The sequence below is a fragment of the Streptomyces sp. NPDC054770 genome (assembly GCF_053611985.1).
The window spans coordinates 256,288-276,563 of sequence record NZ_JBSHBL010000004.1 but is presented as its reverse complement, the minus strand read 5'-3'; the positions used below and the strand labels follow the sequence as shown (position 1 = coordinate 276,563).

Below are 20,276 nucleotides of genomic sequence, written 5' to 3'. Positions count from 1 at the left end.
GACAAGCTGATCGTCGACGTCGAGACCAAGCAGGCGATGCGGCCGCGTGACGCCATGGCGTCGGCCGGCAAGACCCTGGTCGAGCTGTTCGGTCTCGCCCGCGAGCTGAACATCGACGCCGAGGGCATCGACATGGGCCCGTCCCCGACGGACGCCGCCCTCGCCGCCGACCTCGCGCTGCCGATCGAGGAGCTGGAGCTCACCGTCCGCTCCTACAACTGCCTCAAGCGTGAGGGCATCCACTCCGTGGGTGAGCTGGTCGCGCGCTCCGAGGCGGACCTCCTGGACATCCGCAACTTCGGTGCGAAGTCCATCGACGAGGTCAAGGCGAAGCTGGCCGGCATGGGCCTGGCCCTGAAGGACAGCCCGCCCGGATTCGACCCGACGGCTGCGGCTGACGCCTTCGGCGCTGATGACGACGCTGACGCCGGTTTCGTGGAGACTGAGCAGTACTGATTCGGCTGCCGGTCAGTTGTGGCTGGTCGCGCCCACGCGGCGGAGCCGCAAATGCAATGCAGCCCCGCGCCCCTTACGGGGCGCGGACCCTCCGGAGTTGAAAAGAACCCCGGATCTCCGACGGGCAACCGCCCGCTCGGATACTGACCCCGGTACCTGATACGGCCGGGGCAGAGACACAGGAGTAGAACCATGCCGAAGCCCACCAAGGGTGCCCGTCTGGGCGGCAGTGCCGCGCACGAGAAGCTGCTTCTCGCGAACCTCGCGAAGTCGCTCTTCGAGCACGGCCGCATCACCACCACCGAGGCGAAGGCCCGCCGCCTGCGCCCGTACGCCGAGCGTCTGGTCACCAAGGCGAAGAAGGGCGACCTTCACAACCGCCGTCAGGTGCTCCAGGTCATCACGGACAAGAGCATTGTGCACACGCTCTTCACCGAGATCGGCCCGCGGTACGAGAACCGTCCGGGTGGCTACACCCGGATCACCAAGATCGGTAACCGTCGTGGCGACAACGCGCCCATGGCTGTCATCGAGCTGGTGGAGGCGCTGACGGTTGCCCAGCAGGCGACCGGTGAGGCCGAGGCCGCGACGAAGCGTGCGGTCAAGGAGGCCGAGGAGACCAAGGTCGAGGAGACCAAGGCCGACGAGGCTCCGGCCGACGAGGCTGCCGAGGAGTCCAAGGAGGCGTAAGCCGTCCTTTGGCTGCCGGTCCGTCGTGGTCGCGCAGTTCCCCGCGCCCCTTCGGGGGCGCGTCAGTGGGCCCGTTCCTTTCCAGGGACGGGCCCGCTTTCTTGCCCTGAGAGGATTCTCCTGTGAGTGACGAAGTTCAGTCCGGCCGCGTCCGCGTCCGTCTCGACCTGTCCTACGACGGCACCCACTTCCACGGCTGGGCCAAGCAGGCCGGTGGGAAGCGGACCGTGCAGGGGGAGGTCGAGGACGCGCTGCGGGTCGTCACGCGGTCGCAGGACACGGTGTACGAGCTGACCGTGGCCGGGCGGACGGATGCCGGGGTGCACGCGCGGGGACAGGTGGCGCATGTCGATCTGCCGGCCGGGGTGTGGGAGGAGCAGCGGGAGAAGCTGCTGAAGCGGCTCGCCGGGCGGCTGCCGAAGGACGTGCGGGTGTGGTCGGTCGGCGAGGCGCCGGCGGGGTTCGACGCGCGGTTCGCGGCGCTGTGGCGGCGGTACGTGTACCGGGTCGGGGACCGGCCGGGAGGCGTGGACCCGCTGCTGCGCAACCATGTGCTGTGGCACGACTGGGAGCTGGACGTCGATGTCATGCACGCCGCTGCCAAGTCGCTCGTCGGGGAGCACGACTTCGCCGCCTACGCGAAGAAGCGCGAGGGCGCGACGACGATCCGGGAGATCCTCGGCTTCGGGGTGAGCCGGCGCGCCGACGGGGTCGTCGAGATCGAGGTCCGGGCCGACGCCTTCTGCCACAACCAGGTGCGGTCGATGGTCGGCGCGCTGCTGTTCGTGGGGGACGGGCACCGGGGCGTGGAGTGGCCGCGGAAGGTGCTGGACGTCGGGGTGCGGGACAGCGCCGTACACGTCGTACGGCCGCACGGGCTGACCCTGGAGGAGGTCGCGTACCCGGCGGCCGACCAGCTGCTGGAACGGCAGCGGCAGGCTCGCCGGGTACGGGTGCGGACGGCCTGAGGGTCAGCCGGCCAGGGCCTTCTTGACGGTCGGCTTGAGGAAGGGCGCCAGTGACTTGGCGTAGCTGCCGGTCATGTGGCTGTTGTCGAAGTAGACGATCTGGTCGGCGATCACCGTCGGGCAGACGTTGTCCGCGCAGAACGCGGGCAGCGAGTCGACGACCGTGGCCCCGTGGCGTTCCGCCACCTTCTGCTCGATGACGCGGAAGTCGGGGTATTCCACGGCCGTCTTCTCGTCGGGGCTGCAGGCGGTGACGTCGTGGATGTGGGTGGCGAGGCAGTCCGGGACGTTCCGGCCGGGCTGCGGGGTGTCGGTGATGTAGACGAGCCTGGCGCCGGAGGCCTCGAACTTCTTGAACGCCTTCTCGGCGCCGGACTCGGTCACCTCGCGCCGGATGCGGCTGGTGACCACGATGACGTCCGGCTCGAGGTCCCCGATGCTCTTGAACGCCGACTCCCGCCAGCTGTCGCACTCGGAGTACTCGCGGTTCAGCTCGGGGTTCTTGATGGCGTAGACCTCGGGGGAGCAGCCGCCCTTCGCCATGGTCACCACCTTGACGTGCAGGGACTGCCCGAGCTCGTTGAAGGCGTCGCCCCACTGCCAGGCGTGCGAGTCGCCGATGACGACGAGCGTGTGCTTCCCCGTCTTGTCGCCGATGACGCAGTTGTCGCGCATGACGAACTTCTCGACGTCGGTGTTGTCGATGCAGCCGTAGTGGGTCGTGTCCTTGGGCGCGGTCGCCAGCGCGTTCAGCGCGGTCGCCGACAGTTCGCCCTGGGTCGCGGCCTTCCGCACCGACGCCTCGCCGGCGTACCCGGTGGCGCCCCCGCTCACGGCGGCGGCCGAGGTGGCGAGGTTGAGCGGGATGAACAGGGCGCACGCCGTGGCGGCGGCGGCACTCGCGGTGGCCGTGCCGCCGGCGAAGATGCCCTTCCAGGGGGTCGCCACCAGCTGCGGGTTGTTCCGGAACCTGGCCTCGACGACGTAGTACATGAGGACGGCCAGGATGAAGGAGAGCGACAGTACCCGGAAGCGGTCCGAGTAGGTGATGTCCCGTCCCACGACGTCGGGCCACAGGACCAGGATCGGCCAGTGCCAGAGGTACCAGCCGTAGCTCACGTTGCCGACGTAGTTGGTCACCGGGTTGTGCAGGATCGTTTCCACGCCGAAGCGGGGGTTGGCACAGCCGCCGGCGATGATCACGCAGGCGCCCAGCACGGGGCCGGCCACCGCGTAGCCCGGCAGCGGGGTCTCCTTGGTGATGACGAGCGCCGTGCCGATGGTGGTCGCCAGGCCCAGCCAGGAGATCACGGCCGCCAGCCCCTGGTTCATGCGGGAGAGCAACGGCGCGCCGAGGGCCAGCAGGATGCCGGAGGCGAGCTCCCAGATACGGGTCTGGGTGCCGAAGTAGGCGAGGGGCTGGTTCTCGGCGGTCTGCCTGACCGACAGGTACAGCGACCCGCCGATCGCGGCGATCAGGAACACCGCGACCAGGGCGCGGTTGCCGAGAATCCTGCGGGACAGCCAGGCCGTGACGACGAGGACGATCGGGGCGGCCACATAGAACTGCTCCTCGATGCCCAGCGACCAGAAGTGCTGGTACGGGGACTGGGTCCCGTCGTTCGCGAAGTAGTCCGTGCCGGTCTCGACGAGGCGCCAGTTCATGAAGCTGAGCGCCGCGCTGAGACCGTCCTTCATGGTCTCGCGGAACCTGAGCGGGCTGGCGTAGAGCCAGGCCACGGCCGCCGTGGTGATCACGACGACGGCCATGCCCGGGGCGAGCCGCCGCATCCGGCGCGCCCAGAACTTGCTCAGCGACACCTTGCCGGTCCTGTCGATCTCGGCGAGGAGCTGGCTGCCGATGAGGAAGCCACTCAGCACGAAGCTGACGTCCACGCCGCCGTGGATGTCGATCAGGCCGACGTGCATCGTGACCACCATCATGATGGCGACGGCACGCAGGCCCTGGATGTCCGGCCGGTACTTGCGCAGGCGTTCTGTCTGCTCGGCCGGGGAGCGATGGCGGGTCAACGGTTCTCCAGTAACTGTGTCCGGTCGGACCGGCGGTCAGTGGGCCGTCAGGCAGGCGGCAGCCGTACCGCTGACGCGCACCCCTTGGCTGGGAATGCGGATGCCGCACGACAACCGCAGCTGGGCGGGCAGCTCGTTCTCGGCGCCGACGTGCGCGTGGCAGCCCACCACGACCTCGCGGAGGAACGATTCACTGCCGATCGAAGAGTCGTGGTCGACCACGGACTCGTGGATTCTGGCGCCCTCGGCCACGGTGACGTGCGCGCCGACGATGGAGCGCTCGACGACCACGCGCGGGCCGAGGACCGCGTACGGGCCGACCGTCGAGCCGCCCGTGACGAGGGCGCTCGGGTGCACGGTGGCCGTGGGATGGATCAGCGCCTCGGCCGGCGGTCCCACCAGCGGCGAGGCCGCCCTCCCGGTGACCAGGTCGGCCGACCCCTGGACGAAGGCCAGCGGGGTGCCGAGATCGCGCCAGTAGTCGTCCGTGGTGTGGCCGAAGACCCGCCCGCCGTCCGCGACGAGCCGGGGGAAGGTCTCCTGCTCGACGCTGACCTCCCGGTCGCCGGGGATGGCGTCCAGGACGGACCGGCGGAAGACGTAGCAGCCGGCGTTGATCTGGTCGGTGACGCACTCCTCCTGGGTCTTGGGCTTCTCCAGGAAGGACAGCACCCGGCCGGACCCGTCGGTGGGCACCAGGCCGAAGGCCCGGGGGTCGGCGACCCGGGTGAGGTGCAGCGTCACGTCCGCGTCGTTGGCCTCGTGGTACGCCAGGACGCCGCGCAGGTCCACGCCGGAGAGGATGTCGCCGTTGAGGACGAGCACCGGGGCGTCGGCCGGGCCGCGCAGCAGCCGCCCGGCGTTGCGGATCGCCCCGCCGGTGCCGAGCGGGACCTCCTCGACGGCGTAGGAGATGTCCAGGTCCCGGGAGAAGCCCCGGAACTCCTCCTCGAAGAGGCCGGCGAGATAGGACGTGGCGAACACCAGGTGCTCGACACCGGCGTCCATCAGCTTGGCCACCTGGTGCCGGATGAAGGAGGAGCCCGCGACGCCGAGCAGCGGCTTCGGGGTGTGGTTGGTCAGTGGGCGCAGGCGGGTTCCCTTGCCGCCCACCAGGATGATGGCTTCCTGCATGAGTGCCTCGCTGGTCAGCTAGCGGTGGTGGTTCCGGGGCCTGCGTAGTCCGAGGTGAAGCAGTTCTTGATCGCTTTCTCGGACTGGGGGCGGCCGGCGAAGTCGAGCCGGGAGGCGACCTTGTCGTCGGGCTTGGTGTTCGGGTCGTCGTCGAAGTAGATCGACCACCAGTAGACGCCGCTCATCTCGCGTTCCTGGACGACCTTGCAGACGGCGGTGTACCAGTTGGCCTGCACCTCGGGGTTGACCGCCCGCTTGGTGTAGAAGTCGCCGGGGGCGTGGTAGGCGCCGTTCATGGCCCCGATGCCGGCCTCGGCGACGGTGATCTTGGGGAGGGAACCGGTGGCCTTCTTGTCCAGCCACGTGTCCCAGCCGTCGACCAGGTCCTGCACCGAGGCGTCGTCGTCGACCTTGACCGGGAAGTAGGCGTCGATGCCGAGGTGGGTGACCGGCATGGTGATCGGGCCCTCGACGTAGTTGTCCCAGTTCGCGTCGTAGGTGACCTCGCCGCTGAACACCTTCTCGGCGCCGTCCACGACGGTCTCCCAGTGCGGGTCGCCCTCCAGGGAGTTCAGCTCGGTGCCGATGACGAAGGTGGCCGCCTTCTCGCTCTCCGCGGCCTTCAGGTACGGGGTGACGAGCTTCTCGTACGAGGTGAACCAGGCGCCGCGGTCGGCGGGCTTGATGGCGCCGCGCCAGCCGTTCTCGGACTTCAGGGAGTGCTCGTCCATCAGCGGCCGGATGGTGGTGCGCAGTCCGGCCTCGTGGAAGATCTCCAGGACCCGGGCGAGCCGGTCGGGGGCCGGCGTCTTGTCACCCCGGCGGACCGTCGTGGAGGCGAGCTTCCCGGTGAAGAACGGGAAGGAGATGCTGACCGAGTTGGCGTGCAGGCCGACCAGGTAGTTCGCGTGCAGCCGGGCCTGCTTCTCGATGTAGTCGAGGGAATGCCTGGGGTTGTCCTCCCAGTAGAGCTGGGCACCCCACTGCGGCATGCCCTTCTTCCACTCCTTGTCCACCTTGGCGACCTCGGTGGTCGGCGAGGGTGCCGCGGAGGTCGTGCCGTCGCCGCTCGTGGCGCCGGCCGGCCCGCTGGGCTCCTTGCCGTCGAGCACCAGGTGGGGCACGAACGAGCCCGACGACCACTGCAGCGGGTGGTCGCCGACCACGAAGGGGGTCGCGACCACGACGGCGATGACGGTGACGGGGAGCACGGCGAGCAAGGGCAGGCGTGCGCGCTTCATGACTGTGGGGTCTCTTCCGGGTCAGGCGGGCTTGGCGATGACGACGAACTTGTTCTCCTCGCGGCGGATGAACTTCCACAGCCCCTTGATGCCGCCGATCCCCTCGATGAGGGAGAAGAAGGGCAGCATCACGAGGACGGCCATGGGTTCCCACCACCGGCGCCTGCCGTTGACGGAGGCGATCGCGTTGAGCCGCAGCCCTTCCCAGTACGCCCAGATCACATAGGCGAAGCTGATCGACCAGAGGATGACCACGGACTGGGTCACGGGGGAGGTGTTCATGTCGCCGATGAACCAGGCCACGAACAGGATCGTGCCGACGTGCTGGAGCGGACCGAGGATCCAGCTCGTCACGCAGATGGTCAGGAACCAGCGGTAGCGCAGCGGCACCTTGCGGTTGAAGCAGAGGGCGACCAGGCCCCAGGCCCAGCGCTCGCGCTGCTTGATGAAGTCCTGGGTGTTGGCGGGCGAGGCGCCGTAGCAGCGGCCGTTGAACCAGTCGCTGCGCCCCGGGTAGAGGCGGCAGAAGGTCAGGGCCAGCCGGGCGTCCTCGACGATCTCCCTCGGGCCGAAGTCCCAGCCGATCTCCGCCTCGATGGAGGCACGGATGACGAGCAGCTCGCCGTGCACACCGGCGGCCGGGGTGCCGAGGCCGGTGAAGGCGCGGAACCGGGCGATGTCGTCGGCGGGGCGGATCGCGTCGGCGAACCAGGTGAGCAGGGACACCGCGTTCTCGCGCGGGTACGTGAGGATGCCCTGCGCCATGTGCTTGACCTCTTCGGGGGTCGCACGGCGCTGCCGGTTGATGAACTGGGCCAGGGACGCCGCGGTGTCGGGGCCGACCCCGGTGTCGTCGTCCATGTGCAGCACCCACACGTGGTCGAGGGCCTCGCCCTCCTCGATGCGCAGCTCGTGGGCGTAGTTGTTGGCGCGGGCCTTGAAGCGGGTGCCGTTCTTGGTCTGGTAGGCCTTCGGGACCGTGACCACGCGGATCAGGTGGCTGGTCGCGGCCAGCGCGTCGATCCGCTCGGCGGCCTCGCAGCCCTCCTCGGTGAGCACGTCCACGCGCATGTACGGGAACCACTCCGGCAGGTGCTCCACGTAGGAGAGCACGGAGCGCTCCAGGGCCGGGTAGGTGTCGTGGCGCCCGATCGTCGGCACCAGCACGATCAGGAAGTCCTGGTCGGCCGGCGCCGGCGGGGTCATCAGATGGGCCTTGCGGATCCGGCGGCGGATGAGCAGGAAGCCCTGGATCGATACCAGCACCCCGGGCACCGGAAGGGCCCAGCAGATGGTGATCAGCCAGGCCAGCGGCGAGTCGCTGGGTGTGTAGGACCACAGGCTGAAGAGAGTCAGGAACACCAGCGGGATCAGGAACGGCAGGATGCCCGGTTTCCAGTCAGCAGTGCGCTTGGCCAGCTTCGCGGTGTGCCGCGAATGCGGGTTTCCCCCGTCGACCACTGTCGATGCCATACGGCTACATGCTCTTCCGTGAGATCGGTGACTGCCGGACGGCATGGCTCGGCAACGGGACGGGTGACACGAGCAACCTCGTCCCACCCGCCTCGTTCCGGGCCGTGATGTGCCCCCCGGCGCCTTCTTCGGCGTTCTTCGGCCGGCTCAGATGCCCCCCCGGGCGACCTGCGCCACCGGCCGAGTAAGAAAACAAATCCTGCCACGTAAGAATCAGCCATGAAGCATCGGTGAGCAAGATGTAGTGGGAAAGTAATAAACCTATGTCTTGTGCAACGAAGTCCAGTCGAAACCCGTCCGCTTGTCCCCGGCGCCGGTGATGACCTGCGAAGACGCATAAGTCTGTTTCACGTCTTCTGGTGAGTTTTTTCCGGTCGGGCTGGAGGTGTTGGCGTATGTCAGTGCCTGGCCCCATACCGTCCAGAGCACCCACGGGGTGTCCGAAAGTGTGCTTCCCTGGGCGGAGCCGAGCGGAACGTAGAAGGACTCGGCCAGGGCGCGGGGGCGGTCGTAGCGCTCCAGACCGCGGTACCAGACCTCGGTCCACGGCCTGCCCCGGAACGGCCGCCCGGGGGTGTCGCTGTAGTCGTCCACGCCCACGACGTCGACGTACCGCCCGCCCGGGTAGTAGTCGCCGGGTTCCCTCGCGAAGGTGCCCTCCCAGGCGCTGGGCGCCCAGACGAAGAGCAGGTTGTGCAGGCCGCGGCTGTTCACGAGGTAGTCGTATGTGACATGCCACAGCTTCCGGTAGGCGGCCGGATCCTGCCCCGCCCACCAGAACCCGTGGCCCGGCCTGGCGTTCATCTCGTGGTACGGCCGCAGCAGGACCGGCACCCCGTGCTCGGCCAGGTACCCCAGGTGGTCGGCGAGGTAGCCGAGGTCCAGCAGCAGGGCCTGGTGTTCGGCGGTGCCTGGGGTGACCACCCGGCCGAACCAGCCGCCGTCCCGGGCCGCGGGGGAGTTCTGGTACCGGGTCTGCTCGAAGCCCTTGACGGTGCTGCCCGGGTAGGGCTGGTGGAAGGAGAAGCCGACGATGCCCGCCGGACCGCCCCCGTTCTGCGGCAGGCTCACCCGGGTCCCGGAGGCGCAGTCGAGGTGCGTGCCCGAGGGGTGGTACGACCCGTCCGCCGGGCGGGGCAGCCCCGCCCACACCCCGAGCGCCAGGTCCACCGCGTCGTCGACGTACCCCCAGCACCTGCGGCAGCTCGGCCACGAGGAACGGGAGTACGAGCGCGGCTCGCCCACCGCCCAGCCCGGCTGCCCGTACCCCGGCCCCAGGTCCAGCTCCACGAACCCCGGGAACCTGCCGGTGATGTCGTGGGCCTTCTTGTAGTAGTAGCCGGGCTGCTTGGTGCCCCGGTAGTCGCCGTACGACGCGTTGTAGCGCTCGTTGTGCAGCTCGACGTGCTGGCCGATGACCGTCCGGGACGGCTCGCCGCGCCGCGCCCGGTTCTCCAGGCCGGCGAGCAGGGCGTAGACCCGGCGGGCGGCGGGTGTCGCGTGCGGGTCCCGGGCGCGCAGGTCGGCGGGGACCGGGCGCGGGCCGCCGCTCCCGGCGGCCCCGGGCCGGGTCGCCCACCAGGTCAGGGGGGCGAGCAGCGCCGCCGCCACCCCGGCCCCGACGAGCCGGATCCGCCCGCGCATGTGCATGTCCCCGACCCCTCCCCGCCCAACCCCGTGCACACCGATTCTGCCTGGCGGCGGAACCGGCCTGCCGAGCCGTGCCGGCGGGGGAGCGGGGTGGGGCCTAAGCGGTCAGGCGAAGTCCGCTGCGGTTCGGCAGCGCCCCGAAGGGGCGCGGGGCTGTATCAACATGCGGCTCCGCCGCGTGGGCGCGACCAGCCAGGACGGCGCCGCAGTCGGCAGACGGCACAGTGCGGCACTTCCAGCGGAGCGCTCAGTTCTGGGCCGCTGCCGATGCCTGGGCCTCGCCGCGGCGGTGGATCTGGCGGAAGGTGAACTCCGCCAGGTCGTCGCCGGTCTGGAAGACCTTGGTGTCCTTGGTGGTGACGTTCTTGCCGTTGAGGAAGCCGGCGGTGGTGAAGTAGGCGTAGCGGCCGTACGCGTTGGTCGTCGTACGGCAGACGCCGGAGTCGCAGAAGGCCTTCACGCCGGAGCCCGCCAGGGCGGTGACGAAGCCCTTCTTGTCGGCCTCGGTCTTGGCCTTGCTCGCCTGCGCCTCGGTGTTGAAGACGGCCACGCCGACCGTCACCGCGACGCCGTCCTTGAAGTAGGTGACCCGCAGCAGACGGGTGCAGCCGCCCTTGTCCAGGATGTCCGGGAGGGTGCCCTTGGCGGCCGTGGAGCACTTCTTGGTGTCGGCCGTGGCGCCCTTCTTGTACACCGTCTCGCCCACGGTCAGCTGGGTGCCCGGGAAGAGGGTCTCGGCGCTGAGCGGCGCGGTGTCCTTCTGCACGCTGGATATGAACTCCTCCGGGTCCAGCGGCGGCGGCGCGCTGGTCGGCGCGAAGGACGGCACCGAGCCGGCCGAGTCACTGGGCAGCGAGGCGCTCGCGGGCAGGTTGGTGGGCGTGCCGGAGGCGTTGTCGTCGCCGTTCGCGGACACCACGGCCATCGCGACGGCGGTGCCGATCGCCAGCGTGGCGACCACGCCACCGCCGATGAAGAACACTCTGCGCCGCTTGTTCCGCGTTTCCGAGGCCTCGGCGAGCGATGCCCAGTCCGGCGTCTGGCCGGTGCCGCTGCTCCAGGGCTGCTGAGACTGCGGTTTCCACGGATCCCACTGGGACTGAGGTCCCCCCTGCCCATAACTCATGGGGCGCATCTTAGACGGGGGCCGGGGGGTACCGGTGCGACTGTACGAACAGTGATAGGGGACCTTTGGGGGCAGGACGGCGCATCCCGGTGCGGCCGGGCGCCCCGGGTTTCTGCCAATGTCGGCGGAGATTCGTCGGGAGGCCCGCGGGAGCTCGTTTTGACCCGTCCGGGGCCGTCCTTGTACGCTTGCTCTTCGTTGTGTATTGGCTTGCTCATTCTCACGGGACGGGCCCTTACACCGGTCCACCGGGCCGATGACCAGCAACCCCACGTACGCGGTATGCGTCGCCGCAGTGGCTCAGGCTGTCGTGATCGTTTCGGTGACCTGTTCAGGACCATTCACTCGAAGCGAAGGCTACGAACCGTGCGTACGTACAGCCCCAAGCCCGGCGATGTGACGCGCCAGTGGCACGTCATCGACGCCCAGGACATCGTCCTGGGCCGTCTCGCCACCACTGCGGCGTCCCTCCTGCGGGGCAAGCACAAGCCGATCTACGCCCCTCACGTCGACACCGGTGACTTCGTCATCATCATCAACGCCGACAAGGTGCACCTGTCCGGCAACAAGCGGACCCAGAAGATGGCCTACCGCCACTCCGGCTACCCGGGTGGTCTGCGCTCCGTCCGCTACGACGAGCTGCTGGACAAGAACCCCGAGAAGGCCATCGAGAAGGCCGTCAAGGGCATGCTCCCCAAGAACACCCTGGGCCGTCAGATGCTCTCCAAGCTGAAGGTCTACCGAGGCGAGAACCACCCGCACGCTGCGCAGCAGCCGGTTCCGTTCGAGATCACCCAGGTCGCGCAGTAGTTCCGGCCACCCCCTAAGACTGAAGAGAATCTGAGGAGCATCGTGGCCGAGACCACTGCCGAGCAGCCGCTCGAAGAGCTTGACATCGACAGCTACACCACGGAGTCGGACGTCCCCGTCGAGGGCGAGTACACCTCCGAGTCCCTCGCGTCCCGCTTCGGCGACCCGCAGCCGGCCGCCGGCCTGGGCCGTCGCAAGAACGCCATCGCCCGCGTCCGGATCGTCCCGGGCACCGGCAAGTGGAAGATCAACGGTCGCACCCTTGAGGACTACTTCCCCAACAAGGTGCACCAGCAGGAAGTCAACGAGCCCTTCAAGGTGCTGGAGCTCGAAGGCCGTTACGACGTCGTCGCCCGCATCGCCGGTGGCGGTGTCTCCGGTCAGGCCGGTGCGCTCCGTCTCGGTGTCGCCCGCGCGCTGAACGAGGCCGACGTCGACAACAACCGCGGCCCGCTCAAGAAGGCCGGCTTCCTCAAGCGCGACGACCGTGCGGTCGAGCGCAAGAAGGCCGGTCTGAAGAAGGCCCGCAAGGCCCCGCAGTACAGCAAGCGCTAATCACCAGCTGCCTGCACGTACTCCGAACGCCCCGGCGGCACGCCACATGTGCCGTCGGGGCGTTCGTTTATTCCAGCCAAGGGCGTATAACGACACAAGACGCTCAAAGGCTGGTGTGATCGCATGACTAAGCGCCTGCCATCATTCCCTGGCAGCAAGGACGCTTCTTCAGGAGGACAAGTGGGACGACTCTTCGGCACGGACGGCGTGCGCGGTGTCGCCAACGCGGACCTGACCGCCGAAATGGCGCTCGGCCTGTCCGTCGCGGCGGCGCACGTGCTGGCCGAGGCGGGCACGTTCGAGGGCCACCGGCCGACGGCGGTCGTCGGACGGGACCCGCGTGCGTCCGGGGAGTTCCTGGAGGCGGCCGTGGTCGCGGGCCTGGCCAGCGCCGGTGTCGACGTCCTGACCGTGGGGGTCCTGCCGACGCCGGCCGTCGCGTTCCTGACCGGCGCGCTCGGCGCCGACCTCGGTGTCATGCTCTCCGCCAGCCACAACGCCATGCCCGACAACGGCATCAAGTTCCTCGCCCGCGGCGGGCACAAACTCGACGACGAGCTGGAGGAGCGGATCGAGGCGGTGTACGAGTCGCACCGGCACGGCGAGCCCTGGGAGCGGCCCACCGGCGCGGGCGTCGGCCGGGTCCGGCCGTACGACGAGGGCTCCGAGCAGTACGTCACCCATCTCCTCGGCGTGCTCCCGAACCGGCTCGACGGACTGAAGATCGTCCTGGACGAGGCGCACGGCGCGGCCGCGGGGGTCTCGCCGGAGGTGTTCCGCCGGGCCGGCGCCGAGCTCGTCACCATCGGCGCGGAGCCGGACGGCCTCAACATCAACGACGGCTGCGGCTCGACCCACCTCGGTCCGCTGAAGGCCGCGGTCGTCGAGCACGGCGCCGACTTCGGTATCGCGCACGACGGGGACGCGGACCGGTGCCTGGCCGTCGACCACACCGGTGCGGAGGTCGACGGCGACCAGATCATGGCCGTGCTCGCTCTCGCCCTGCGGGAGCGGGGTGCGCTGCGCGCCGACACCGTGGTCGCCACCGTCATGTCCAACCTCGGCTTCAAGCTGGCGCTGGAGCGGGCGGGGCTGCACCTCGTGCAGACCGCGGTCGGCGACCGGTACGTCCTGGAGGAGATGAAGGAGCACGGGTACGCCCTCGGCGGCGAGCAGTCCGGCCACGTCATCATCCTCGACCACGCGACGACCGGTGACGGCACGCTGACCGGGCTGCTGCTGGCGGCGCGGGTCGCTCAGACCGGGCGGTCGCTGCGGGAGCTGGCGGGCGTGATGGAGCGGCTGCCGCAGGTGCTGATCAATGTGCCCGACGTGGACCGGACGCGGGTGAAGACGTCCGGGGATCTGGCGGCGGCCGTGGCCGAGGCGGAGCGGGAGCTGGGGGAGACGGGGCGGGTACTGCTTCGCCCTTCGGGCACCGAGCCGTTGGTACGGGTGATGGTGGAGGCGGCCGACATCGAGCAGGCGCGGTCGGTGGCGGGGCGGTTGGCGGACGCCGTGAAGTCCGCACTGGGGTAACGCCGTTCCGGGTTCGGGGTGCCGGGGAAGGTGCGCTGCGGGCTGACGGTTCGTCGTGGCCGGTCGCGCAGTTCCCCGCGCCCCTTCGGGGCGCTTAGAGCTTGCGGAGTCGCAGTCGCTGCACCTTGTGGTCCGGGCCCTTTCTGACGACCAGGGTGGCGCGGCCGCGGGTCGGGGCGATGTTCTCCACCAGGTTGGGCTTGTTGATGGTGCGCCAGAGGCCGCGGGCGTAGTCGACGGCCTCGTCCTCGGACACCTGGGTGTACTTCCTGAAGTACGAGTCCGGGTTCTGGAAGGCGGTCGCGCGCAGCTTGCGGAAGCGGTTGAGGTACCAGTGCTCGATGTCCTCGGTGCTCGCGTCGACGTACACGCTGAAGTCGAAGTAGTCGGCGAGACCGACCCGGGTGCGGCCGTCCTTGCCGGGGAGCGCGGGCTGCAGGACGTTGAGGCCCTCGACGATGAGGATGTCCGGGCGGCGGACCGTGAGCCTGCGCTCGGGGACGATGTCGTAGATGAGGTGGGAGTAGACGGGGGCGGTGACCTCGTCCTTGCCGGCCTTGATGTCGGCGACGAAGCGGGTCAGGGCCCGGCGGTCGTACGACTCGGGGAAGCCCTTGCGGGACATCAGGCCGCGGGCTTCCAGCTCCTTGGTCGGGAGCAGGAAGCCGTCCGTCGTCACCAGCTCCACCCGGGGGTGTTCGGGCCAGCGGGAGAGCAGGGCCTGGAGGAGCCGGGCGACGGTGGACTTCCCGACGGCCACCGAGCCGGCGACGCCTATGACGAACGGGGTGCCGGACTGGGAGCCCTGTTCGCCGAGGAAGGTGTTCAGGGCGCCCCTGAGGCCGTCCGTGGCACCGACGTACAGATTGAGCAGCCGCGACAGCGGGAGATAGATGTCCCGGACCTCGTCGAGGTCGATGACGTCACCGAGGCCGCGCAGCTTCTCGACCTCCTCGGCGGTGAGCGGCAGCGGCGTCTTGTCGCGCAGCGCGCTCCACTCGGCACGGGTGAGGTCGAGGTAGGGAGTCGCCTCCGGCCTGTGCCGGTGGGCGCTCCGGGGGATCGGGGAGACCGGAGAGATCACATTCCATTGTTAACGGAGTTTGAACGGGGTGGGAGGTGGGGTCGGTCACGTGGACCTCGTGGAGCCCTCAGTCCTCGCCGTCCGGCACGGCGCCGGAAGCCCTGCGCAGGACGAGGCTCCGGCCCGCCATCCGCGCGAGCGCCTTCGCGCGCGCGACGAAGATCTCCGGGTCGTCCATCCCGGCGGTCACCTGCGGCGGATAGATCTCGGAATCGACGTGACCGGGAAACATGTCGCGCAAAGCGGTCAGAACATTCGTCTGATCCGGCTCCGGGAATTCACCGACGAACACATGGCCCGAGGCGGCACCCGCGGCGATGTCGCGCCTGGCCCGGTCGTCCGCCACATACCGGAGAACAAAGGCGGCCACATCGGCGAAGAGGGCGGAAGTGGCGAACCAGTTGAGGTCCTCTCCCGGCCCGCTCGACGGCAATGACACGAGCTTGGTCATCGTTCCCCTTCCCTTGGCGAGTAGTGCGACCGGCGGACGCGGTACCGAACCTGTCACAGCCAGGCCCGGGAGTGGTACGGCGTCGGCCGGTCTCGAATGCCGGTTTAATTTCCGATTTCGGGCACGCTGAGCCGTGTTCGGGCGAGGGGTGGCACTTAGGCTGCCGCCCATGTGCGGAATCGTGGGATACGTGGGGGCGCAGTCTGCGCTCGATGTGGTGGTCGCCGGGCTCAAGCGACTGGAGTACCGGGGTTACGACTCGGCAGGCGTCGCCGTGCTCGCGGACGGCGGGCTGGCCTCGGCGAAGAAGGCCGGGAAGCTGGTGAACCTGGAGAAGGAACTGACGGAGCGGCCGCTGCCGGCCGGTGCCACCGGCATCGGGCACACCCGCTGGGCCACGCACGGCGGGCCGACGGACGCCAACGCGCATCCGCATCTCGACAACGCGGGCCGGGTCGCCGTCGTCCACAACGGGATCATCGAGAACTTCGCCGCGCTGCGGGGGGAGTTGGCCGAGCGGGGGCACGACCTGGCCTCCGAGACGGACACCGAGGTGGTCGCGCACCTGCTGGCCGAGGAGTTCTCCGGCACCGCCGACCTCGCCGAGGCGATGCGGCTGGTGTGCCGGCGCCTGGAGGGCGCGTTCACACTGGTCGCGGTGCATGCCGACGATCCGGACGTGGTCGTGGGCGCACGCCGGAACTCCCCGCTGGTGGTGGGCGTTGGAGAGGGCGAGGCCTTTCTCGCCTCGGACGTCGCCGCGTTCATCGCCCACACGCGGTCGGCGGTCGAGCTGGGCCAGGACCAGGTGGTGGAACTGCGCCGGGACGGCGTGACGGTGACGGGCTTCGACGGCGCCCCGGCGGACGTCCGCTCGTACCACGTCGACTGGGACGCGTCGGCAGCGGAAAAGGGGGGTTATGACTACTTCATGCTCAAGGAGATCGCCGAGCAGCCCAAGGCGGTCGCCGATACGCTCCTGGGCCGCATCGACGCGAACGGCTCGCTGACGCTGGACGAGGTCCGGATCGGCGCCGCCGAGCTCCGGGAGGTCGACAAGGTCGTCATCGTCGCGTGCGGTACGGCCTTCCACGCCGGCCTCATCGCCAAGTACGCCATCGAGCACTGGACGCGGATCCCGTGCGAGGTGGAGCTGGCCAGCGAATTCCGGTACCGGGACCCGATCCTGGACTCGCGCTCCCTGGTCATCGCCATCTCCCAGTCCGGCGAGACCATGGACACCCTGATGGCGCTGCGGCACGCGCGGGAACAGGGCTCGAAGGTCCTCGCGATCTGCAACACCAACGGCTCGACGATCCCGCGCGAGTCGGACGCGGTGCTGTACACCCACGCCGGGCCGGAGGTCGCGGTCGCCTCGACGAAGGCGTTCCTGACCCAGCTGGTCGCCTGCTACCTGGTGGCGCTGTACCTCGGCCAGGTACGGGGCACCAAGTGGGGCGACGAGATCAGCGCGGTCGTCCGGGACCTGTCCCACATCTCCGGCGAGGTCGAGCGGGTGCTGGAGACCATGGAGCCGGTACGGGCGCTGGCGCGCTCCCTCGCCGACAAGAAGACGGTGCTGTTCCTCGGCCGGCACGTCGGCTACCCGGTGGCCCTCGAAGGTGCCCTGAAGCTCAAGGAGTTGGCGTACATGCACGCCGAGGGCTTCGCGGCGGGCGAGCTGAAGCACGGGCCGATCGCGTTGATCGAGGAGGACCTGCCGGTGGTGGTCGTGGTGCCGTCCCCGCGCGGCCGGTCCGTCCTGCACGACAAGATCGTCTCCAACATCCAGGAGATCCGGGCCCGGGGCGCCCGCACGATCGTGATCGCGGAGGAGGGTGACGAGGCGGTCGCGCCGTACGCCGACCACCTGATCCGGATCCCGGCCACCCCGACCCTCCTCCAGCCGCTGGTCGCCACGGTCCCGCTCCAGGTCTTCGCCTGCGAACTGGCCACGGCCCGGGGCAACGAGGTGGACCAGCCGCGCAACCTCGCCAAGTCGGTCACCGTGGAGTGACCTTAGGGTGCAGGTCATGAGCATCATCGGGGTAGGCATCGACGTCGCCGAGATCGACCGGTTCCGGGAGTCGCTGGAGCGGACTCCCGGGCTGGCCGGGCGGCTCTTCGTCGAACGGGAACTGTTCCTGCCGAGCGGGGAGCGGCGCGGTGTCGCCTCGCTCGCGGCGCGGTTCGCGGCCAAGGAGGCGCTGGCCAAGGCGCTGGGCGCGCCGCCCGGGCTGCTCTGGACGGACGCCGAGGTGTTCGTCGAGGACAGCGGGCGGCCGCGGCTGCGGGTGCAGGGCAGCGTGGCCGCCTGCGCGGCGGAACTCGGCGTGCGGTCGTGGCATGTGTCGCTCAGTCATGACGCGGGGGTGGCATCGGCGGTGGTGATCGCGGAGGGGTGACGCGTGGGGTGCTCCCGGCCGGGGCGGCCGGATGCGCGTACCGCCGGTTCCGGGGAGACTCGGGGCATGCGGACTGCTTACAGCGTGGAGACGGTACGGGCTGCCGAGCGGGAGTTGATGGCGCGGCTGCCGGAAGGGGCGTTGATGCAGCGGGCCGCCGCCGGGCTGGCCGCCGCCTGCGCCGAGTTGCTCGGACGGGTGTACGGCAGCCGGGTGGTGCTGCTGGTCGGCAGCGGCGACAACGGCGGGGACGCGCTGTACGCCGGGGCGCGGCTCGCGCGCAGGGGCGCGGGGGTCACGGCGGTGCTGCTCGCGCCGGAGCGCACGCACGCGGGCGGGCTTGCGGCGCTGCGCCGGGCCGGCGGGACGGCCGTGGCGGCCGGCGGCGCCGAGGAGTTGATCCTGCGGGCCGATCTCGCCGTCGACGGGATCGTGGGGATCGGCGGGAAGGGCGGGCTGCGGCCCGAGGCGGCGGCGCTGGCGGCGGTCGTGGCGCGGTCCCGGGCCGCCGTCGTCGCCGTGGACCTGCCGAGCGGGGTGGAGGCGGACACCGGGGAGGTGCGGGGGGCGGCCGTACGGGCCGACCTCACCGTGACGTTCGGGACGCACAAGCCGGGGCTGCTGATCGATCCGGCGCGGGAGTACGCCGGTTCGGTACGGCTGGTCGACATCGGCCTCGAACTGCCCAAGGAGGCCGAACTGGAGGCGCTGCAGGACGTGGACGTGGCGCGGCTGCTGCCGGAGCCGTCGGCGGAGAGCGACAAGTACCGGCGGGGGGTGGTGGGCATCATGGCCGGGTCGGCGCGCTATCCGGGGGCCGCGGTGCTCGCCGTCGCCGGGGCGTTGCGGGGCGGGGCCGGCGCCGTGCGGTACGTCGGGCCGGCCAAGGAGGAGGTGCTGGCCCGGTTTCCCGAGACGCTGGTGACGGACGGGGGACCGCGGAAGGCCGGGCGGGTGCAGGCGTGGGTGGTCGGACCGGGGGTCGGGGACGACGCCGGCGCCGTCGCCGAGGTGGTGGCGGAGGAGGTGCCGGTGCTGGTCGACGCGGACGGGCTGCGGCTTGCCGACCGGGATGCGGTACGCGGGCGCACGGCGCCGACGCTGATGACCCCGCATGCCGGGGAGGCGGCGGCCCTGTTGGGGGTACGACGGGAGGAGGTCGAGGCCGGCCGGCTCGCGGCGGTGCGGGAGTTGGCGGCGGCGTACCGGGCCACCGTGCTGCTGAAAGGGTCGACGACGCTGGTGGCGGCGGGCGGGGGCGGGGCCGTACGGGTGAACGCGACGGGGACGCCCTGGCTCGCCACCGCCGGGAGCGGGGATGTGCTGTCGGGACTGGCGGGTTCGCTGCTGGCGTCGGGGCTGGAGGGGCGGGACGCGGGGAGTGTGGCGGCGTATCTGCACGGGCTCGCGGGGCGGTTCGCGGCGGAGGGGGCGCCGACGGTTGCCCATGCGGTGGCCGAGGAGTTGCCGTCGGCCTGGCGGGGCGTCTTCCCACCCGCCCACCCGACTCGGTAGACCGGACCGCACCGTCACGGGGCTCCGCCCCGGACCCCGGCCAGCGCCGGACGGTCGGGTGCGGGTGGGTGGGGGCTGGCCGCGCCCACGCGGCGGCAGCCGCACATCGATACAGTCCCGCGCCCCTGACGGGGCGCTGCACTTGCCCCCTGCATCCCCCGGGTGACCTCCCCGCGCGGCTCCCCGGAATTCCGGTACCTGCGGGGTTGTCTGATCGCATGATTAGTGGACGAATCGTGTGTAAGTGGGGTGGTCTTGCGCGGGGGGCCGCGGGGGCCCTCGTTGCCGCTGCGGTGGTGCTGTCGCTCGGGGCCGGGACCGGGGTCGCGGACACCGTCGCGCCCGGGCCGCCCGCCGCCGTGCCCGAGGCGGAGCTGGTGCCGGGGGTCGCGCCGGGGCCCTCGCAGCCCTGGCAGATCGACACGCCCGACCAGATGCTGGCGCCCAAGGTGTACACGCCCGGCGTCAAGGAGGACGCCGTCGAGCCGAAGGCGGCGGCGCCGGGGACGTACGACCTCATCGAGTACGTGCCGCTCAGCGACGCCGTCGCCAAGGTGAGCTGCTCCAAGCTGACCGGGCCGTATCAGAAGCAGATCGAGCAGTGGCTGAAGCTGAAGGCGGACGGGAAGCAGTCCGCCGCCGACTGCAAGGCCATCCAGAAGTTCCAGAAGCAGTACAAGATCAAGCCGGCGATCGGGTTCGCGGGACCCGTGACCTGGTACCAGATGATGCTCCTCTCGGCGAAGAAGAACCCCAACGCCAAGAAGAACTGCCCCGTGAAGTCGTACCGGGTCGCCTGTGTCGATCTCAACCGGCAGGTCACCTGGGTGCAGAAGGGCAGCAAGGTGGTCTACGGCCCGGTGCAGATGCGCAGCGGGCGCAAGGGGTACGCGACCCGGGCCGGGTGGCACACCGTCTACTGGCGGCACAAGAACCACTGGTCGACCCTGTACAACTCGCCCATGCCGTACGCCCAGTTCTTCGACGGCGGGCAGGCCTTCCACGCCGTCTACGGCTCCATCTACACCACCATCGGCTCCTGGGGCTGCGTGAACCTCAAGCTCGGCGACGCGAAGCAGCTGTGGGGCGTGCTGAAGAAGGGCGACAAGGTGTACGTGTGGGGTCACCGTACGGGTACCTGAGCCCTG

The 20,276-nt window shown here is 70.2% G+C and carries 18 protein-coding genes; 10 read left to right on the top strand and 8 right to left on the bottom strand.

Annotation, left to right across the window (positions count from 1 at the left end; genetic code table 11):
* The 3 genes from ACWGKQ_RS06630 to truA form a co-directional block, all read left to right on the top strand.
* Positions 1 to 456 (top strand): DNA-directed RNA polymerase subunit alpha C-terminal domain-containing protein (locus ACWGKQ_RS06630; protein WP_308437683.1); only part of this gene is annotated, 456 nt, incomplete at its 5' end.
* Between the two features lie 192 nt (positions 457 to 648).
* The gene (gene rplQ / locus ACWGKQ_RS06625) at positions 649 to 1,146 is read left to right on the top strand and encodes a 50S ribosomal protein L17 (RefSeq protein ID WP_351957589.1); all 498 of its coding nucleotides are present in this window, start codon (positions 649 to 651) and stop codon (positions 1,144 to 1,146) included.
* A gap of 122 nt (positions 1,147 to 1,268) precedes the next feature.
* Complete coding sequence (truA, locus tag ACWGKQ_RS06620) at positions 1,269 to 2,114, top strand: tRNA pseudouridine(38-40) synthase TruA (RefSeq protein ID WP_453290754.1); 846 nt, start codon at positions 1,269 to 1,271, stop codon at positions 2,112 to 2,114.
* 3 nt (positions 2,115 to 2,117) lie between these two features.
* Here truA and ACWGKQ_RS06615 read toward each other — a convergent pair whose 3' ends face one another.
* From ACWGKQ_RS06615 to ACWGKQ_RS06590, 6 genes are all read right to left on the bottom strand, one after another.
* Positions 2,118 to 4,145 carry an acyltransferase family protein gene (locus ACWGKQ_RS06615; RefSeq protein ID WP_453290753.1) on the bottom strand — a complete coding sequence of 676 codons (2,028 nt, stop codon included), beginning with the start codon at positions 4,143 to 4,145 and terminating at the stop codon, positions 2,118 to 2,120.
* A gap of 36 nt (positions 4,146 to 4,181) precedes the next feature.
* On the bottom strand, positions 4,182 to 5,279 hold the full coding sequence (locus ACWGKQ_RS06610; RefSeq protein ID WP_453290752.1) for a sugar phosphate nucleotidyltransferase: 1,098 nt from the start codon (positions 5,277 to 5,279) through the stop codon (positions 4,182 to 4,184).
* A 14-nt stretch (positions 5,280 to 5,293) separates the two neighbouring features.
* Complete coding sequence (locus ACWGKQ_RS06605; RefSeq protein ID WP_453290751.1) at positions 5,294 to 6,520, bottom strand: glycoside hydrolase family 113; 1,227 nt, start codon at positions 6,518 to 6,520, stop codon at positions 5,294 to 5,296.
* Positions 6,521 to 6,541: 21 nt separating this feature from the next.
* Entirely contained in the window at positions 6,542 to 7,993 is a 1,452-nt protein-coding gene (locus tag ACWGKQ_RS06600; protein ID WP_453290750.1) for a glycosyltransferase family 2 protein, read from the bottom strand.
* A gap of 261 nt (positions 7,994 to 8,254) precedes the next feature.
* Positions 8,255 to 9,643 (bottom strand): glycoside hydrolase family 26 protein, encoded by a 1,389-nt coding sequence (locus ACWGKQ_RS06595; RefSeq protein WP_453290749.1) that lies wholly within the window; start codon positions 9,641 to 9,643, stop codon positions 8,255 to 8,257.
* 247 nt (positions 9,644 to 9,890) lie between these two features.
* Positions 9,891 to 10,769, bottom strand: coding sequence for a hypothetical protein (locus ACWGKQ_RS06590; protein ID WP_453290748.1), 879 nt, complete (start codon positions 10,767 to 10,769; stop codon positions 9,891 to 9,893).
* A gap of 366 nt (positions 10,770 to 11,135) precedes the next feature.
* Here ACWGKQ_RS06590 and rplM point away from each other — a divergent pair, with 366 nt between their 5' ends.
* The 3 genes from rplM (at position 11,136) to glmM (ending at position 13,673) form a co-directional block, all read left to right on the top strand.
* The gene (gene rplM, locus ACWGKQ_RS06585; protein WP_123974783.1) at positions 11,136 to 11,579 is read left to right on the top strand and encodes a 50S ribosomal protein L13; all 444 of its coding nucleotides are present in this window, start codon (positions 11,136 to 11,138) and stop codon (positions 11,577 to 11,579) included.
* A 42-nt stretch (positions 11,580 to 11,621) separates the two neighbouring features.
* Entirely contained in the window at positions 11,622 to 12,134 is a 513-nt protein-coding gene (rpsI, locus tag ACWGKQ_RS06580; RefSeq protein ID WP_093499626.1) for a 30S ribosomal protein S9, read from the top strand.
* Positions 12,135 to 12,314: 180 nt separating this feature from the next.
* Complete coding sequence (gene glmM, locus ACWGKQ_RS06575; RefSeq protein ID WP_453290747.1) at positions 12,315 to 13,673, top strand: phosphoglucosamine mutase; 1,359 nt, start codon at positions 12,315 to 12,317, stop codon at positions 13,671 to 13,673.
* Positions 13,674 to 13,767: 94 nt separating this feature from the next.
* On the opposite strand, the gene coaA is transcribed toward glmM, so the two are convergent.
* Positions 13,768 to 14,757 carry a type I pantothenate kinase gene (gene coaA, locus ACWGKQ_RS06570; protein ID WP_453290746.1) on the bottom strand — a complete coding sequence of 330 codons (990 nt, stop codon included), beginning with the start codon at positions 14,755 to 14,757 and terminating at the stop codon, positions 13,768 to 13,770.
* Positions 14,758 to 14,824: 67 nt separating this feature from the next.
* Positions 14,825 to 15,208: a hypothetical protein gene (locus tag ACWGKQ_RS06565; RefSeq protein WP_453290745.1), complete on the bottom strand. Its 384-nt coding sequence runs from the start codon at positions 15,206 to 15,208 to the stop codon at positions 14,825 to 14,827.
* A 169-nt stretch (positions 15,209 to 15,377) separates the two neighbouring features.
* Between ACWGKQ_RS06565 and glmS the strand changes: the two genes are divergently transcribed.
* From glmS to ACWGKQ_RS06545, 4 genes are all read left to right on the top strand, one after another.
* On the top strand, positions 15,378 to 17,225 hold the full coding sequence (gene glmS / locus ACWGKQ_RS06560; protein WP_453290744.1) for a glutamine--fructose-6-phosphate transaminase (isomerizing): 1,848 nt from the start codon (positions 15,378 to 15,380) through the stop codon (positions 17,223 to 17,225).
* A 16-nt stretch (positions 17,226 to 17,241) separates the two neighbouring features.
* Positions 17,242 to 17,613, top strand: a complete 372-nt coding sequence (locus tag ACWGKQ_RS06555; RefSeq protein WP_453290743.1) for a holo-ACP synthase — start codon at positions 17,242 to 17,244, stop codon at positions 17,611 to 17,613.
* A 66-nt stretch (positions 17,614 to 17,679) separates the two neighbouring features.
* Positions 17,680 to 19,128 (top strand): NAD(P)H-hydrate dehydratase, encoded by a 1,449-nt coding sequence (locus tag ACWGKQ_RS06550; protein ID WP_453290742.1) that lies wholly within the window; start codon positions 17,680 to 17,682, stop codon positions 19,126 to 19,128.
* A 218-nt stretch (positions 19,129 to 19,346) separates the two neighbouring features.
* A complete protein-coding gene (locus ACWGKQ_RS06545) occupies positions 19,347 to 20,270 on the top strand; it encodes a L,D-transpeptidase family protein (RefSeq protein ID WP_453290741.1) in 924 nt (307 codons plus the stop codon).
* Positions 20,271 to 20,276 lie beyond the last annotated feature (6 nt).

Bases quoted from the DNA above. Each gene is read 5' to 3' on its own strand.
- ACWGKQ_RS06550 (WP_453290742.1), top strand. From the start codon at position 17,680: ATGCGGACTGCTTACAGCGTGGAGACGGTACGGGCTGCCGAGCGGGAG.
- ACWGKQ_RS06600 (WP_453290750.1), bottom strand. From the start codon at position 7,993: ATGGCATCGACAGTGGTCGACGGGGGAAACCCGCATTCGCGGCACACC.
- ACWGKQ_RS06605 (WP_453290751.1), bottom strand. From the start codon at position 6,520: ATGAAGCGCGCACGCCTGCCCTTGCTCGCCGTGCTCCCCGTCACCGTC.
- ACWGKQ_RS06565 (WP_453290745.1), bottom strand. From the start codon at position 15,208: ATGACCAAGCTCGTGTCATTGCCGTCGAGCGGGCCGGGAGAGGACCTC.
- glmS (WP_453290744.1), top strand. From the start codon at position 15,378: ATGTGCGGAATCGTGGGATACGTGGGGGCGCAGTCTGCGCTCGATGTG.
- ACWGKQ_RS06590 (WP_453290748.1), bottom strand. From the start codon at position 10,769: ATGAGTTATGGGCAGGGGGGACCTCAGTCCCAGTGGGATCCGTGGAAA.
- rplQ (WP_351957589.1), top strand. From the start codon at position 649: ATGCCGAAGCCCACCAAGGGTGCCCGTCTGGGCGGCAGTGCCGCGCAC.
- ACWGKQ_RS06610 (WP_453290752.1), bottom strand. From the start codon at position 5,279: ATGCAGGAAGCCATCATCCTGGTGGGCGGCAAGGGAACCCGCCTGCGC.
- ACWGKQ_RS06545 (WP_453290741.1), top strand. From the start codon at position 19,347: ATGATTAGTGGACGAATCGTGTGTAAGTGGGGTGGTCTTGCGCGGGGG.
- ACWGKQ_RS06595 (WP_453290749.1), bottom strand. From the start codon at position 9,643: ATGCACATGCGCGGGCGGATCCGGCTCGTCGGGGCCGGGGTGGCGGCG.
- ACWGKQ_RS06555 (WP_453290743.1), top strand. From the start codon at position 17,242: ATGAGCATCATCGGGGTAGGCATCGACGTCGCCGAGATCGACCGGTTC.